Source organism: Streptomyces sp. NPDC048211 (assembly GCF_043202315.1).
GTDB lineage: Bacteria > Actinomycetota > Actinomycetes > Streptomycetales > Streptomycetaceae > Streptomyces.
Genome location: NZ_JBIDAD010000017.1, coordinates 64,210 through 77,877, shown reverse-complemented (window position 1 = coordinate 77,877; position 13,668 = coordinate 64,210). Strand labels below are relative to the sequence as shown.

Annotated in this window: 11 protein-coding genes; 7 read left to right on the top strand and 4 right to left on the bottom strand. The window is 71.6% G+C overall.

Annotation, left to right across the window (positions count from 1 at the left end; all coding sequences use genetic code 11):
- Window positions 1-388 precede the first annotated feature (388 nt).
- Both ACGFZA_RS37845 and ACGFZA_RS37840 read left to right on the top strand, forming a co-directional pair.
- Window positions 389-3,595: a sacsin N-terminal ATP-binding-like domain-containing protein gene (locus ACGFZA_RS37845; protein WP_393685256.1), complete on the top strand. Its 3,207-nt coding sequence runs from the start codon at window positions 389-391 to the stop codon at window positions 3,593-3,595.
- A 240-nt stretch (window positions 3,596-3,835) separates the two neighbouring features.
- Complete coding sequence (locus tag ACGFZA_RS37840; RefSeq protein ID WP_385283976.1) at window positions 3,836-4,579, top strand: calcium-binding protein; 744 nt, start codon at window positions 3,836-3,838, stop codon at window positions 4,577-4,579.
- 78 nt (window positions 4,580-4,657) lie between these two features.
- Here the strand turns inward: ACGFZA_RS37840 and ACGFZA_RS37835 are convergent, their stop codons facing one another.
- Window positions 4,658-7,135, bottom strand: coding sequence for an HAD-IC family P-type ATPase (locus ACGFZA_RS37835; protein ID WP_393685223.1), 2,478 nt, complete (start codon window positions 7,133-7,135; stop codon window positions 4,658-4,660).
- A gap of 115 nt (window positions 7,136-7,250) precedes the next feature.
- On the bottom strand, window positions 7,251-7,535 hold the full coding sequence (locus ACGFZA_RS37830; RefSeq protein WP_393685221.1) for a DUF2530 domain-containing protein: 285 nt from the start codon (window positions 7,533-7,535) through the stop codon (window positions 7,251-7,253).
- A gap of 188 nt (window positions 7,536-7,723) precedes the next feature.
- Between ACGFZA_RS37830 and ACGFZA_RS37825 the strand changes: the two genes are divergently transcribed.
- Complete coding sequence (locus ACGFZA_RS37825; RefSeq protein WP_385283967.1) at window positions 7,724-9,172, top strand: NCS2 family permease; 1,449 nt, start codon at window positions 7,724-7,726, stop codon at window positions 9,170-9,172.
- A 45-nt stretch (window positions 9,173-9,217) separates the two neighbouring features.
- Here the strand turns inward: ACGFZA_RS37825 and ACGFZA_RS37820 are convergent, their stop codons facing one another.
- Window positions 9,218-9,424 carry a ribbon-helix-helix protein, CopG family gene (locus tag ACGFZA_RS37820; RefSeq protein WP_326737854.1) on the bottom strand — a complete coding sequence of 69 codons (207 nt, stop codon included), beginning with the start codon at window positions 9,422-9,424 and terminating at the stop codon, window positions 9,218-9,220.
- Window positions 9,425-9,569: 145 nt separating this feature from the next.
- Between ACGFZA_RS37820 and ACGFZA_RS37815 the strand changes: the two genes are divergently transcribed.
- The 3 genes from ACGFZA_RS37815 to thpR all read left to right on the top strand — a co-directional run bounded on the left by ACGFZA_RS37815 (window position 9,570) and on the right by thpR (window position 12,096).
- Window positions 9,570-10,010, top strand: coding sequence for a MarR family winged helix-turn-helix transcriptional regulator (locus tag ACGFZA_RS37815; protein ID WP_123524412.1), 441 nt, complete (start codon window positions 9,570-9,572; stop codon window positions 10,008-10,010).
- Between the two features lie 94 nt (window positions 10,011-10,104).
- Complete coding sequence (locus tag ACGFZA_RS37810) at window positions 10,105-11,439, top strand: MFS transporter (protein ID WP_385283964.1); 1,335 nt, start codon at window positions 10,105-10,107, stop codon at window positions 11,437-11,439.
- Window positions 11,440-11,532: 93 nt separating this feature from the next.
- Window positions 11,533-12,096, top strand: a complete 564-nt coding sequence (thpR, locus tag ACGFZA_RS37805; RefSeq protein ID WP_393685217.1) for an RNA 2',3'-cyclic phosphodiesterase — start codon at window positions 11,533-11,535, stop codon at window positions 12,094-12,096.
- A 121-nt stretch (window positions 12,097-12,217) separates the two neighbouring features.
- On the opposite strand, the gene ACGFZA_RS37800 is transcribed toward thpR, so the two are convergent.
- Window positions 12,218-12,994 carry an alpha/beta fold hydrolase gene (locus tag ACGFZA_RS37800; RefSeq protein ID WP_385283958.1) on the bottom strand — a complete coding sequence of 259 codons (777 nt, stop codon included), beginning with the start codon at window positions 12,992-12,994 and terminating at the stop codon, window positions 12,218-12,220.
- A 90-nt stretch (window positions 12,995-13,084) separates the two neighbouring features.
- Here ACGFZA_RS37800 and ACGFZA_RS37795 point away from each other — a divergent pair, with 90 nt between their 5' ends.
- Complete coding sequence (locus tag ACGFZA_RS37795; RefSeq protein ID WP_385283992.1) at window positions 13,085-13,609, top strand: PadR family transcriptional regulator; 525 nt, start codon at window positions 13,085-13,087, stop codon at window positions 13,607-13,609.
- Window positions 13,610-13,668 lie beyond the last annotated feature (59 nt).

Below are 13,668 nucleotides of genomic sequence, written 5' to 3'. Positions count from 1 at the left end.
CGTTCTGCGGGGACTCCCCTGCACGGCCCCGGACCCGGCCGTCCTGCGTCTGCGGCGGTCGATTCGACGGTGTGCAGACGCGGGCGGTGCAGGGTGGGGGCGTGCAGGGGGGTCCCCGCAGGGAATGGCGTACGACCCGGGTCCTGCGCGTTGCCGGGTGAACACGCCATTTCTGAGGAGACGCCCCGGAGGGCCCACCCCCACCCACCGGGCAAGGAGCGCACCCCGCGGGGGACCCGCATCGAGCCCGTCCGGCGATTGAGGACGGAACCCTCCGCCACGGGACGGGCGAGGTCGAGGAACACCGCGCCCACGGGGGCGCACACTGGGCAGCGCGGGTACGCGCGACCGGAGCACGGACAACGGACGAGGGAGTCACAGCGTGAGCATCATGGCGACCGAGGGGGCCGACCCATTCGGAACCGCGCGGCTGCGACGCGGCGTGCTCGACGCCTGGGGTGCGGGCCCCGCCCGCTTCCGTGAGGACGCCAACGCCGAGGAGGACCTCGCGCTCGGCGGCTACCGCGACCGCCTCGTCGTCGAGCTGGCCCAGAACGCCGCCGACGCCGCCGCCCGCGCCCGGGTGCCCGGCCGGCTCCGGCTGACCCTGCACCCGGCGACCGAGGTCGCCCCCGCGGTCCTCGCCGCCGCGAACACCGGCGCACCCCTGGACGCCACCGGCGTGGAGTCGCTGTCCACCCTGCGGGCCTCCGCCAAGCGCGAGGGGCACGAGGGTGCCGTCGGCAGGTTCGGCGTCGGGTTCGCCGCCGTGCTCGCGGTGAGCGACGAGCCGGCCGTCGTCGGGCGGCACGGCGGTGTGCGCTGGTCCCTCGCCGAGGCCCGCGATCTCGCCCGCGAGGCGGCCGTCGGCAGCCCCGGCCTCGGCGACGAGCTCCGCCGCCGCGACGGACACGTACCCCTGCTGCGCCTCCCGCTGCCCGCCGAGGGCACCGCCCCCGACGGCTACGACACCGTCGTCGTCCTGCCCCTGCGCGACGGCGTGGCCGAGGACCTCGTCGGCCGGCTGCTCGGCGCGATCGACGACGCCCTGCTCCTGACGCTGGCCGGACTCGACGAGATCGTCGTCGAAACCCCCGACACCGTACGGACGTTGCGCCGCTCGCAGCACGGCCCGTACACGCACGTCGAGGACTCCGCGCACGGCACGAACCGCTGGCGCACCGTCACCCACCACGGCCCCGTCGAGCCCGCGCTGCTCGCCGACCGCCCGCTGGAGGAACGGCTGCGCCCGCACTGGTCGGTGACCTGGGCCGTCCCCGTGGACCCCGAGGGCGCCCCGGTCCGCCCCCGTACCGCCCCCGTCGTGCACGCGCCGACGCCCACCGACGAACCCCTCGGCATCCCGGCGCTGCTCATCGCCTCGCTGCCGCTGGACACCACCCGCCGGCACCCCGCGCCCGGCCCGCTCACCGACTTCCTGGTGCAGCGCGCGGCCGACGCGTACGCGGAACTGCTCGCCGACTGGCAGCCGGTGTCCGTCGCCACGATCGGCCTCGTGCCCGGACCGCTCGGCACGGGCGAGGTGGACGGCGCTCTGCGGGGCGCGATCCTGGAGCGGCTGCCGCGCGTCGCGTTCCTGGAACCGGCCGCCCCCCGAGACCCCGCCGCCGAACCGGACCGGTGGGACGACTGGGACGCGGGCACGGAGAGCGCCCGCAAGGCCACCACCGCGCTGCGGCCCATCGAGGCCGAGGTGCTGGAGGGCGTCGGCGCCGGGACGGTCGCCGTGCTGGCCGAGGTGCTGCCCTGCCTGCTGCCCGCCGGTCTTGAGCGCCGCGTCGAACTGCGCACGCTCGGTGTCGCCCGCGTGCCGCTGACCGAGGCGATCGACCGGCTCGCGGGCCTGGAGCGCGAACCGGGCTGGTGGCGACGGCTGTACGACAGCCTGGCGGGTGTCGAGCCGGACCGGCTCTCCGGCCTTCCGGTGCCGCTCGCCGGGGCGGTGTCCCGGGGCGCGGACCCCGAGGCGCCGGCCGTCCCGCGTACGACGATCGGCCCCCGGCAGGTCCTCCTCCCGCTGCCCGACGCGCTGACCGGCCCGGTCCTGGACCGGCTCGGCCGGCTCGGGCTGAAGGTCGCGCATCCGGATGCCGCGCACCCGCTGCTGGAGAAGCTGGGCGCCCTGCCCGCCACGCCGCGCGCCGTGCTGACGACCCCGCAGGTGCGGGCCGCCGTCGCCGGTTCGCTGGACGCGGGTGAGATCTGGGACGAGGACGCGCTGGACGGCGACGAGCTCGTGGACACCGTCCTCACCCTGGTCCGGGACGCCGATCTGGCCCCCGGCGACGAGCCGTGGCTGGGCGCCCTGGCTGTGCCCGACGAGGACGGCGAGCTCGCGCCGGCCGGTGAGCTGGTGCTGCCGGGCAGCCCGTTCGCCGCCGTCATGCGCGAGGGCGAACTGGCCTTCTGCGACGCGGAACTGGCCGGCCGCTGGGGCGAGCAGCCGCTCACCGCCTGCGGGGTGCTCGCCACGTTCGCGCTTGTCCGGGCCACCGACGTGGTCCTGGACCCGGATGAACTGGAGCCCAGGGAGGGCGACTTCGCCGAACCCGACGACGCCGGTCTCCTCGACGCCGTCGACGTGTGGTGCGAGGACATCCTCGACCAGTTCCCGGACACCCCCGTACCGCCGGTCGCCACCGAGATCGTCGCCGTCCGCGACCTCGACCTCGTCGACGACGACGCCTGGCCCCAGGCGCTCGCCCTCCTCGCCAGGCCGCCTCTGCGGGACGCCCTGACCCAGCCGGTGCGCGTGCTGCTCCCGGACGGCACCACGCAGTCCGTCCGCCCGTACACCGCCTGGTGGCTGCGCGACCACCCGGTGCTGGACGGCCGCCGCCCGGCCGGTCTGCGCTCCCACGGCGGTGATCCCCGGCTGGCGGGTCTGTACGACTCCGTCGACGCGACCGGTTTCGACGACGCCCAGGTGCTGCGCGCCCTGGGCGTGCGGACCTCGGTCGCCGCCCTGCTGGACGAGCCCGGCGGTGCGGCCGAGCTCCTCGGCCGGCTCGCGGACGAGGACCGCCCGGTCGGGCCCGTGCAACTGCACTCCCTGTACACGGCGCTGGCCGAGCTCGACCCGGAGCAGGTCACGCTGCCGGACGAGCTGCGGGCCGTCGTCGACGGTGAGGTGCGGGTCGTCGACGCGGCGGACGCGATGATCGCGGACGCCCCGGACCTGCTGCCGCTGACCGGGGGCGTGGCGCTCCTGCCCGTCGCCCCGGCGAGCGCGGCGGAGCTGGCCGAACTGTTCCAGGTGCGGCGGCTCGGCGAGAGCGTCGAGGCGGAGGTCACGTCCGAGGGCGAGGAGCACGAGGTCCCGGATCCGGTCCGCGTCCTGCTCGGCCCCGGCACCCCGGACACGTACATCGAGCACGGCGAACTCCGGGCGGGGGGCGTCGAACTGGACTGGCGCCGCACCCAGGACGGCGTCGTGCACGCCTCGACCGTGGAGGGTGTCGCGGCGGGCCTGGCGTGGGCGGCGGGCCAGTGGCCGCGCCGCTTCGAGGTCGCGGCCCTGCTGGAGGACCCGTCCCGTACGGAGGAACTGGCCCGGGACCGCTGGTTCGACTGAGGCGGGCGGCCCGCGGGTTCCGGTGGGCGGGCGGGCCGCCGGGCCGACCGGGGTGCACGCGACGCCTGTTGGGGTCGACGTCCGGGCCCGCCGAGGCGTGATCTTCGCGAAATCTTCAGATTCCCGTACAACCCTTCACACCGGTCCCGTGTCTGGTCTGTTGAGTCAACGGACTCAACAGACCGATCGGCCCCACCGGTGCCTCAGCGCACCAGGGGCCCTTTCCCACGGGGAAAACACATGCGCATGCGTACCTCTGCGACCGTCGCCGTCGGTGCTCTGGGCCTGCTGGCCCTCGCCGTACCGGCCGCCCAGGCCAACGGTCACTACGGCGACACCGCCATCACCAAGGTGACGGTCAACGGTGGCAAGAACGTGGTGGTCGGCACCAGCCTCGTCAAGAAGTTCACCGTCGCGGTGACCGCGAAGGACAACTCCGGCATCAAGGGCATCGACATAGACCTGGAAGGCCCGGCGTTCGGCTACCTCTCGCCGGACAGCACCAAGTGCTCCGGGAGCACCTGCACCGCGTCGTTCACCGTCGACCCCAAGGTCGACCTGCCGTACTCCAACGACGTCGCCGGTACCTGGTACGTCAACGCCTGGGTGGACGCCAAGGACGGCGACTACAACTGGACGGACAAGGTCGGCACCTTCAAGTTCCAGCGGGCTGCCTCGCAGACCGTCAACGCCGCCCCCGAGCCGGTGAAGAAGGGCAAGACCATCACGGTCACCGGCAAGCTGGCGCGGGCCAACTGGGACGACTTCCAGTACCACGGCTACACCAGCCAGCCGGTCAAGCTGCAGTTCCTCAAGAAGGGCGGCACGGCCTGGTCCACGGTGAAGACCCTCAAGACGAACAGCATCGGCACCCTGAAGACCACGGTCACGGCCTCGGTCGACGGTTACTGGCGCTACAGCTTCGCCGGTACGGCCTCCACCCCGGCCGTCAACTCCACGGGTGACTTCGTCGACGTGCAGTAACCTCCGCGCGGCGGGCCGGTGCTCTCCCCGTACCGGGAGGCGCCGGCCCGCCGGGCACCAGGTGTACCGGCGCTCTCCCTACACCGGGAAGCGCCGGCCCACCAGGCGCCAGGTGTACTCCAGGGCGACCGAGGCCACCACGGCGATTCCCACCGCCGTCCACGGCATCGTCGTCCCCACCAGCTTCAGGGCGAAGAAGTCCTGGAGCCACGGCACCACGAGCACGATCAGGAACGCCAGCCCCATCGCCGCCACCAGGCAGATCCGCCACCAGGTGTACGGGCGGGCGATGATCGCCAGGACCCACATCGAGACGAGGAACAGCGTGAGCGTCGCCGCGCTCGTCTCCGCGTCCAGCGCGCCCGTACCGGAGTAGTGGCTCCGGGCGATCAGGTACATCGCGAAGGTGGCGGCGGCCGCGATGGTGCCCGACGGGATCGCGTACCGCATGACGCGGCGCACGAAGTGCGGATGGGCCCGTTCCTTGTTCGGCGCCAGGGCCAGGAAGAACGCCGGGACGCCGATCGTCAGCGTCGACAGCAGGGTCAGATGCCGGGGCAGGAACGGGTACTCGACCTGGAAGCAGACGACCAGGACGGCCAGCAGCACCGAGTAGACGGTCTTCGTCAGGAACAGGGTGGCGACCCGGGTGATGTTGCCGATGACCCGGCGGCCCTCGGCGACGACGGACGGCAGGGTCGCGAAGCTGTTGTTCAGCAGGACGATCTGGGCGACCGCCCGGGTCGCCTCCGAGCCCGATCCCATCGAGACGCCGATGTCGGCGTCCTTGAGGGCGAGGACGTCGTTGACGCCGTCGCCCGTCATCGCGACGGTGTGGCCGCGGGACTGGAGGGCGGCGACCATCTCCCGCTTCTGCTGCGGCGTGACCCGCCCGAAGACCGAGTTCTCCTCCATGGCGGTGGCCATCGCGTCGGGGTCGGTCGGCAGCTTGCGCGCGTCCAGGGTGTGCTCGGCGCCCGGCAGCCCGAGCTTCGCGGCGACGGCGCCGACCGAGACGGCGTTGTCCCCGGAGATCACCTTCGTGGCGACCCGCTGGTCGGCGAAGTAGGCGAGGGTCTCCCCGGCGTCCGGCCGCAGCCGCTGCTCCAGGACGATCAGTGCGCCCGGTACGGCTCCGGCGGCGGTCTCCGGGCCGTCCAGCTCGCCGCGTACCCGGGCGAGCAGCAGCACCCGCAGGCCCTGTTCGTTGAGCTGCTCGATCTCGGTGAGCGCCGGGTCGGCCTCGGGCAGCAGCACGTCGGGAGCGCCGAGCAGCCAGGCCGACTCGTGCCCGTCGCCCTCGTCGAACGCGGCGCCGCTGTACTTGCGGGCCGAGGAGAAGGGCAGCGCCTGCGTGACGTCCCAGCGCTGCCCGTCGGGGACCGGGTAGGCGTCGATGATGGCCTGGAGGCTGGCGTTCGGATGCGGGTCCGAGGAGCCGAGGGCGCCCAGGACGCGGTGCAGGTACGGCTCGTCCGTCCCGTTCAGCGCGCGGACCTCGGTGACGTCCATACCGCCCTCGGTGAGGGTGCCGGTCTTGTCCAGGCAGACGACGTCGACCCGGGCCAGGCCCTCGATGGCGGGGAGTTCCTGGACGAGGCACTGCTTGCGTCCCAGCCGTACGACGCCGATCGCGAAGGCGACCGAGGTGAGCAGGACCAGCCCCTCCGGGATCATCGGGACGATGCCGCCGACGGTCCGGGCGATCGAGTCCTTGACGTTGTTGTCCTTGACGACGAGCTGGCTGATGACCAGGCCGATCGCGGTCGGGATCATCATCCAGGTGACGTACTTGAGGATGGTGGAGATGCCGCTGCGCAGCTCGGACTGGACGAGTGTGAAGCGGGAGGCCTCCTCGGCGAGCTGCGCGGCGTAGGCCTCGCGGCCGACCTTGGTGGCGGTGAAGGCCCCGCTGCCGGCGACGACGAAGCTGCCGGACATGACGGGGTCGCCGGGCCGTTTCAGCACCGGGTCCGCCTCGCCGGTGAGCAGCGACTCGTCGATCTCCAGGCTGTCGGCCTCGGCGACGGTGCCGTCGACGACGGCCTTGTCGCCCGGGCCGAGCTCGACGAGGTCGCCGAGGACGATCTCGGAGGTGGAGATCTCGGCCGCCACCCCGTCCCGGCGCACGGTGGGTTTCGCCTCGCCGATGACCGCGAGGCTGTCCAGGGTCTTCTTGGCCCGCCACTCCTGCACGATGCCGATGCCGGTGTTGGCGATGATCACGAAGCCGAAGAGGCTGTCCTGGATCGGCGCGACGAACAGCATGATCACCCAGAGCACGCCGATGATCAGGTTGAACCGGGTGAAGACGTTGGCGCGGACGATCTCCGTCAGGGACCGCGAGGAGCGCACGGGGACGTCGTTGACCTCACCGCGGGCGATCCGCTCGGCGACCTCGGCCGCGGTCAGCCCGCGCGCGGCGGCGGGCCGGCCGGCCGGGTGCACCGGATCGGGTTCGGAACCGGCGTCGATCTTCACCTGCCGACCGGTTCCGTCAGGCATGGGGGATCTGTTCGGCTCATCCCCTGAGGGGTCGAGTGCCCGCTGAGTCATGGTTCCGACGGTACGGGCGGAACATCACGTTCACCCGCCGGGGGGCCGGAAGATCAGACCGGGGGAGGAGGCGAATGGTCCCGTGGTGGTACGGCCCCGGGTGGCGCGTCGGCTCTCAGGCGGTGGCGCCGGGGGTGTCCCCGGCCTCGCCGTTCGCCGCGGCGGCGCGTTTGAGTGCCGCGTCGCGGCCCCGCACGTACCAGATGCCGATGAGTCCGAGCCCGGCACCGGCCAGACAGGTCCAGATCCACCACAGGTGTCCGTGGTCGTCGAACCAGCCGTAGAAGGGGAGCTGGACCAGGAAGAGGACGAACCAGAGGATCGTGCCGCCGGTGATGGTCGCGACGACGGGCCCCTCCAGGGGCTCGGGTGCCTCGTGCTTCGGTGTCCACTTCGCCATGCGCTCAGTGTATGCGGCTCGCTCATGGGGACCGTCGGGCCAGTCGACGCAAGGGTCTACGCGCGGAGATAGCGATCTTCGCCTTATGTATTCATACTGAATCTGCTTACGACTGTCTCGAATTATTCGTGTGAACGTCCAAAGCTGACCGAATTTAACCCCCCCTCTACGCACGACTGAGGTCATACATGTCCCCCTCGGCCACCGCTCCGGTCGACTCCACACCGCCTCCCGCGCCCACCGGCGGCCTGGACGGTTTCTTCAAGATCTCCGAGCGGGGATCGTCGGTCGCGCGTGAGATCCGCGGTGGCTTCGCCACGTTCTTCGCGATGGCGTACATCATCGTGCTGAACCCGATCATCCTGGGCAGCGCGAAGGACATGTACGGCCACCAGCTCGACAGTGGCCAGCTGGTCACCGCGACGGTGCTGACCGCGGCCTTCTCCACCCTGCTCATGGGCGTCATCGGCAACGTGCCGATCGCGCTCGCCGCGGGCCTCGGCGTCAACACCGTCGTCGCCCTCCAGCTCGCCCCCCGGATGAGCTGGCCCGACGCGATGGGCATGGTCGTCCTCGCGGGCATCGTGGTCATGCTGCTCGTCGCCACCGGGCTGCGGGAACGCGTGATGAACGCCGTACCGACCTCGCTCCGCAAGGGCATCGCGATCGGCATCGGTCTCTTCATCCTGCTCATCGGTCTGGTCGACTCGGGCTTCGTCTCCCGCATCCCGGACCTCGCGCACACCACCGTTCCGCTGCAGCTGGGCAATGACGGTCACCTCAACGGCTGGCCGGTCCTGGTCTTCATCCTCGGCGCGCTGCTCACCCTCGCGCTGATCGTCCGCAAGGTGCCGGGCGCGATCCTGATCTCCATCGTGGCCATGACGGTCGTCGCGCTGATCATCGACGCGGTCGCCGACCTGCCGGGCGAGGCCTGGGGCCTGACCGTGCCCGAGTGGCCGGGCAATCCCGTCGCCTCGCCCGACTTCGGGCTGATCGGCGACGTCAGCCTGTTCGGCGGCTTCGACAAGGTCGGTGTCCTCACCGGCATCCTGTTCGTCTTCACCGTGCTGCTGTCCTGCTTCTTCGACGCGATGGGCACCATCCTCGGTGTCGGCGACGAGGCCAGGCTGACCGACAAGGACGGCAACTTCCCGGGTATCAACAAGGTGCTGTTCGTCGACGGCATCGCGGTCGCCGCGGGCGGCGCGAGCTCCGCCTCGGCGGGCACCTGCTTCGTGGAGTCCACGGCGGGCGTCGGCGAGGGAGCCCGCACCGGCTTCGCGAGCATCGTGACGGGTCTGCTGTTCACGGCGGCGCTGTTCCTCACGCCGCTGGCGACCATGGTCCCCTCGCAGGCGGCCACTCCGGCGCTGCTGGCGGTCGGCTTCCTGATCATCGCGGGCTCGGTGCGGGACATCGACTGGAGCGACTACACGCTCGCGATCCCGGCCTTCCTCGCCATGGTGATGATGCCGTTCACGTACTCGATCACCAACGGCATCGGGATCGGCTTCATCACGTTCTGTGTGCTGCGGCTGGCCGCCGGACGCGGTCGTGAGGTGCCGGTGGCCATGTATGTGGTGTCGGCGGTCTTCGTCTTCTACTACGCGATGCCGGCGCTCGGCCTCACGTGATCCCGGCGGGGACGCGGGGGCGGGCGCGCGGCCCGGAGGTCTCCGTCAGGTGACCTCCTCGGCCGCGACCCCCTCCGCCCCGTAGAACTTCTCCGTCTCGTCGACGGCCGCCTGGAAGCGCTCGTCGAAATCGTCGCGAATGAGCGTCCGGACCACATAGTCCTGGACGCTCATTCCGCGTTTGGCGGCGTGCTGCTTGAGCCGGTCGAGCAGCTCACCGTCTATCCGCAGGCTGAGCACTGTCGATCCCATGCCAAGCAGGGTTACGTCCCACGGGCTCGACGCGCGTGACTTTCGGCCGCCGACTCACTCGTTTGGGTGATCGATTGGTGATTCGACTCTCGCGCGTGTACCACCGAGTGGTCTTTAGGGTAGGTAATGAGTTACGCTAACAAACATGCCTGACCTGATCCACGACAGCGACAGTGCCGCTGCCGTGAGCTCCCTTCGTTCCGCCGTCATGCTGCTCGGCCGGCGCCTCAAGCACCAGCGCGTCGACGAGTCGCTGAGCCCTACCGAGATGTCGGTGCTCGGCACACTCGCGCGTTGCGGCTCGGCCACTCCCGGTGAGCTGGCCCGCAAGGAGCATGTGCAGCCGCCGTCGATGACCCGCATCGTCGCGCTGCTGGAAGCCAAGGGACTGGTCAGACTGGAACCGCACCCCGATGACCGTCGTCAGAAGATGGTCAGCCAGACCGAGCAGGCGGAAGCCATGCTCGCCGAGAGCCGCAACAAGCGGAACGCCTGGCTGACCACCCTCGCCGAAGGCCTGGACGAGGACGAGTGGGAGACGCTGCGCAACGCGGCGCCCGTGCTGGAGAAGCTCGCCCACCTGTAGCGGAGCGGGCCGCGCCGGACAGAACCGGCGCACCGCCCCACCGCCGCATCCCCGTCAGTCAGCGCAATGTCCACGCCCGAGGAGGCGAACCCTTTTGAGTACGGGATCCGGAGCAGACTCCGCCCCCGCACCGACTTCCACCCACGAGAGCAAGCCCGGCGGGACCTTCTCGTCGCTGAAGATCCGCAACTACCGCCTGTTCGCAACCGGCGCCGTGATCTCCAACACCGGTACCTGGATGTCCCGCATCACGCAGGACTGGCTCGTCCTGAGCCTCACCGGGTCCGCCGCCGCCGTCGGTATCACCACGGCACTCCAGTTCCTCCCGATGCTGCTCTTCGGCCTGTACGGCGGCGTCATCGCCGACCGGCTCCCGAAGCGCAAGCTCCTGCTCATCAGCCAGGCGGCACTCGGCCTGTGCGGGATCGCGCTCGCCGTGCTCACGCTCTCCGGTGTGGTCCAGGTGTGGCACGTCTACCTGATCGCCTTCCTGCTCGGCATGGTCACGGTCGTGGACAACCCGGCCCGCCAGGCGTTCGTCTCCGAGATGGTCGGCCCCGCCCAGCTGCGGAACGCGGTCAGCCTGAACTCGGCGAACTTCCAGTCCGCCCGTCTCATCGGTCCCGCCGTCGCGGGTGTGCTGATCACCACGGTCGGCAGTGGCTGGGCCTTCATGTTCAACGGCCTGTCCTTCCTCGCGCCCCTCGTCGGCCTGCTGATGATGCGTACGAGCGAACTGCACAGGGCCGTCGTCATCCCGCGCGCCAAGGGGCAGCTCCGTGAGGGACTGCGCTACGTCTCCGGACGTCCCGAGCTGATCTGGCCGATCGTCCTCGTCGGCTTCGTCGGTACGTTCGGCTTCAACTTCCCGATCTGGCTGACGGCCTTCGCGGACGAGATCTTCCACGGCGGCGCCGGGATGTACTCGTTCTTCAACATCCTCATGGCGGCCGGCTCCCTCGTCGGGGCCCTGCTCGCCGCCCGCCGCCGCTCCTCGCGGCTGCGGATGCTGGTGGCCGCCGGTACGGCGTTCGGTGTGCTGGAGATCATCGCCTCCATGGCACCGTCCGTCTGGATCTTCGCGATCCTGCTCGTCCCGATCGGCATGATCGGCCTGACGACCAACATCAGCGCGAACACCAGCGTGCAGATGGCGGCGGACCCGGCCATGCGCGGCCGGGTGATGAGCCTGTACATGATGGTCTTCGCCGGGGGTACACCGGTGGGCGCCCCGATCGTCGGCTGGATCAGCGACGCGTACGGCGTCCGGACCGGCATGGCGGTCGGCGGGGCGTTCTCCCTGGCGGCCGCGCTCGGTGTCGGGTTCATGCTGGCCCGCGTCGGCGGCCTGCGCCTCAAGGTCGACCTGCGCCCCGGCCGCCCGCACGTGCGGTTCGTCCCGCGCGAACAGCTGGCGACGGCGGCCTGAGAGCCGCGGACACGGACGCGATACGGCCCCGCCCGGGATTCGGGCGGGGCCGTACGCGCAGGACGGCGCCCACGGGGCTGCCAGACTCGCCGCATGAGACTCTTCGCCGCCGTCCTGCCACCGGCCCCCGCCGTCGAGGAGCTGCGCCGGGCCGTGGTTCCGCTGCGCTCGATGCCCGGCGCCGACGCGCTGCGCTGGACCGGGACCGCCGGGTGGCACTACACGCTGGCCTTCCTCGGGGACGTCGACGAGGACCTGCTGCCGGACCTGTACAGCCGGCTGGAGCGGGCCGCGCACCGGACCGAGGCGTTCCCGCTGCGCGTCCACGGGGCCGGCCGGTTCGACGGGCGGGCGCTGTGGGCGGGGGCCGCGGGCGCGCTCGACACCTTGCGGCTGCTGTCCGAACGCACGCACGCCGCCGCCCGGCGCGCCGGGGTGCCGATGGAGGAGCACCGCCGCTACACCCCGCACCTCACCCTCGCCCGCAGCCGCGTCCCGGCCGATCTGACCCCGTTCACCGCGGCGCTGGAGGGCTTCGAGGGCCTGCACTGGGAGGCCGGTGAGCTCAGCCTCGTACGCAGCAGGCTGCCGGTGGACGGGGTGCCCGGGGAGCAGCCCAGGTACGAGGTGGTGCGGGCCTGGGGCCTGGGCCGCTGAGCGGGGCGGTTACGCTCGACGGGTGGACCCGAAGACCAGAAACCGCATCATGGCAGCCGTGCTCGTGCTGATGTTCGCCGTCGTCGCCGTGGCGGCCGCGGTCGGCTGATGACGGCCCGCCTCAGCTGAAACCCCGCGCCGTCTCCTTCGCGAACGCCCCGGGGTTGTCGAGCATGATGTTGTGCCCGCAGTCCGGGACCGCGACCACGCGTACCCCGCCCGCGGTGAGCGTGTCCTCGCCGGGCAGCGGTCCGTCCTTCTCCGGGCGCAGGTACGTCACCGGGACCGGCAGCTCCAGCAGGAGTGCCCGCATCGTCGGCGTCGTCCCGCGCGCCAGGTGGACCGCGCTGCGGTGCAGGGCCTCGGGCCCGGCGAGCCGCATGGTCGACCACCAGTGCGCGCCCACCCGCTCACGGACCTCGTCCCGGCCGTGGGCCAGGAACTCCTCCTCCGTGTACGCGGCGATGCCGCTGCTGCCCGCCGGGGGCACCGGCGCCGGGACGACCGGGTCGAGATTGGCGTCCACCAGCACCAGCCGTGCCACCAGGTGCGGGTGGCGGGCCGCGAGGACGATCGCCACCGCGCCGCCCATGCTGTGTGCGACGACCTCCGCGTCCCGGACCCCGGCCGTCTCCAGCGCGCCCGCCACGGCGTCCGCGTGGTCCTCCAGGGTGTAGCCGAAGTCCGTGGGCCGGTCGCTGATGCCGAAGCCGAGCAGGTCCATCAGCAGGGCGCGGCCGCCGGCGAGCAGCGGATGGGTGGCGCTCGCCGTGAAGTAGGGACCGCTGGAGGCGCCGAGTCCGTGGAGGTAGAGCCGGGGCGGTGCGGCGGCGTCGTGGCCCGCGATCTCCACCCACCGGATACGCGCGCCGCCGGCTGTCACCTGTGCGTCCTGCATGCCGCCTCCTCTGATCCCGTCGTCTCGCCCACGTATCGGTGGGACTATACATCGATGCCGAGGTATAACGACATGGGGGAAGATACGGGAATGCTGGAACTGGCCATCCTGGGATTTCTGTACGAGCAGCCGCTGCACGGGTACGAACTGAAGCGGCGGGTCGCCCACCTCACCGGCCATGTGCGCCCGATCGCCGACGGCACCCTCTACCCCGCGATCAAGCGGCTGGAGCGCGCCGGCCTGCTCGACCGCCGCACCGAACCCGGCGCCAGAGCCGCGCCCCGGCACACCCTCACCCTCACCGACGGGGGCCGCGACGAGCTGCTCCGCCGACTGCGTGAGGCCGCTGACCTGGACATCAGCGACGAGAACCGCTGGTTCACCGTCCTCGCCTTCCTGCGTCACCTCACGGACCCGGCCGAGCAGGCTGCCGTACTGCGCAGGCGGCTGACGTTCCTGGAGGAGCCCAGCAGCTTCTTCTACGAGGGGGAGCGGCCGCTCGGTGCCGAGGCGTTCGGCGACCCCTTCCGCCGGGGCCTGCTGAGGATCGCCCGCGCGACCGGTGAGGCGGAGCTGGGCTGGCTGGCCGAGACCCTGGCCGGACTGGAGGACTGACCCTTCGCGCGGATGTGGACACGTGCTTGCTTCGAGCGGACTCGAAGGCGTTGGCTTGG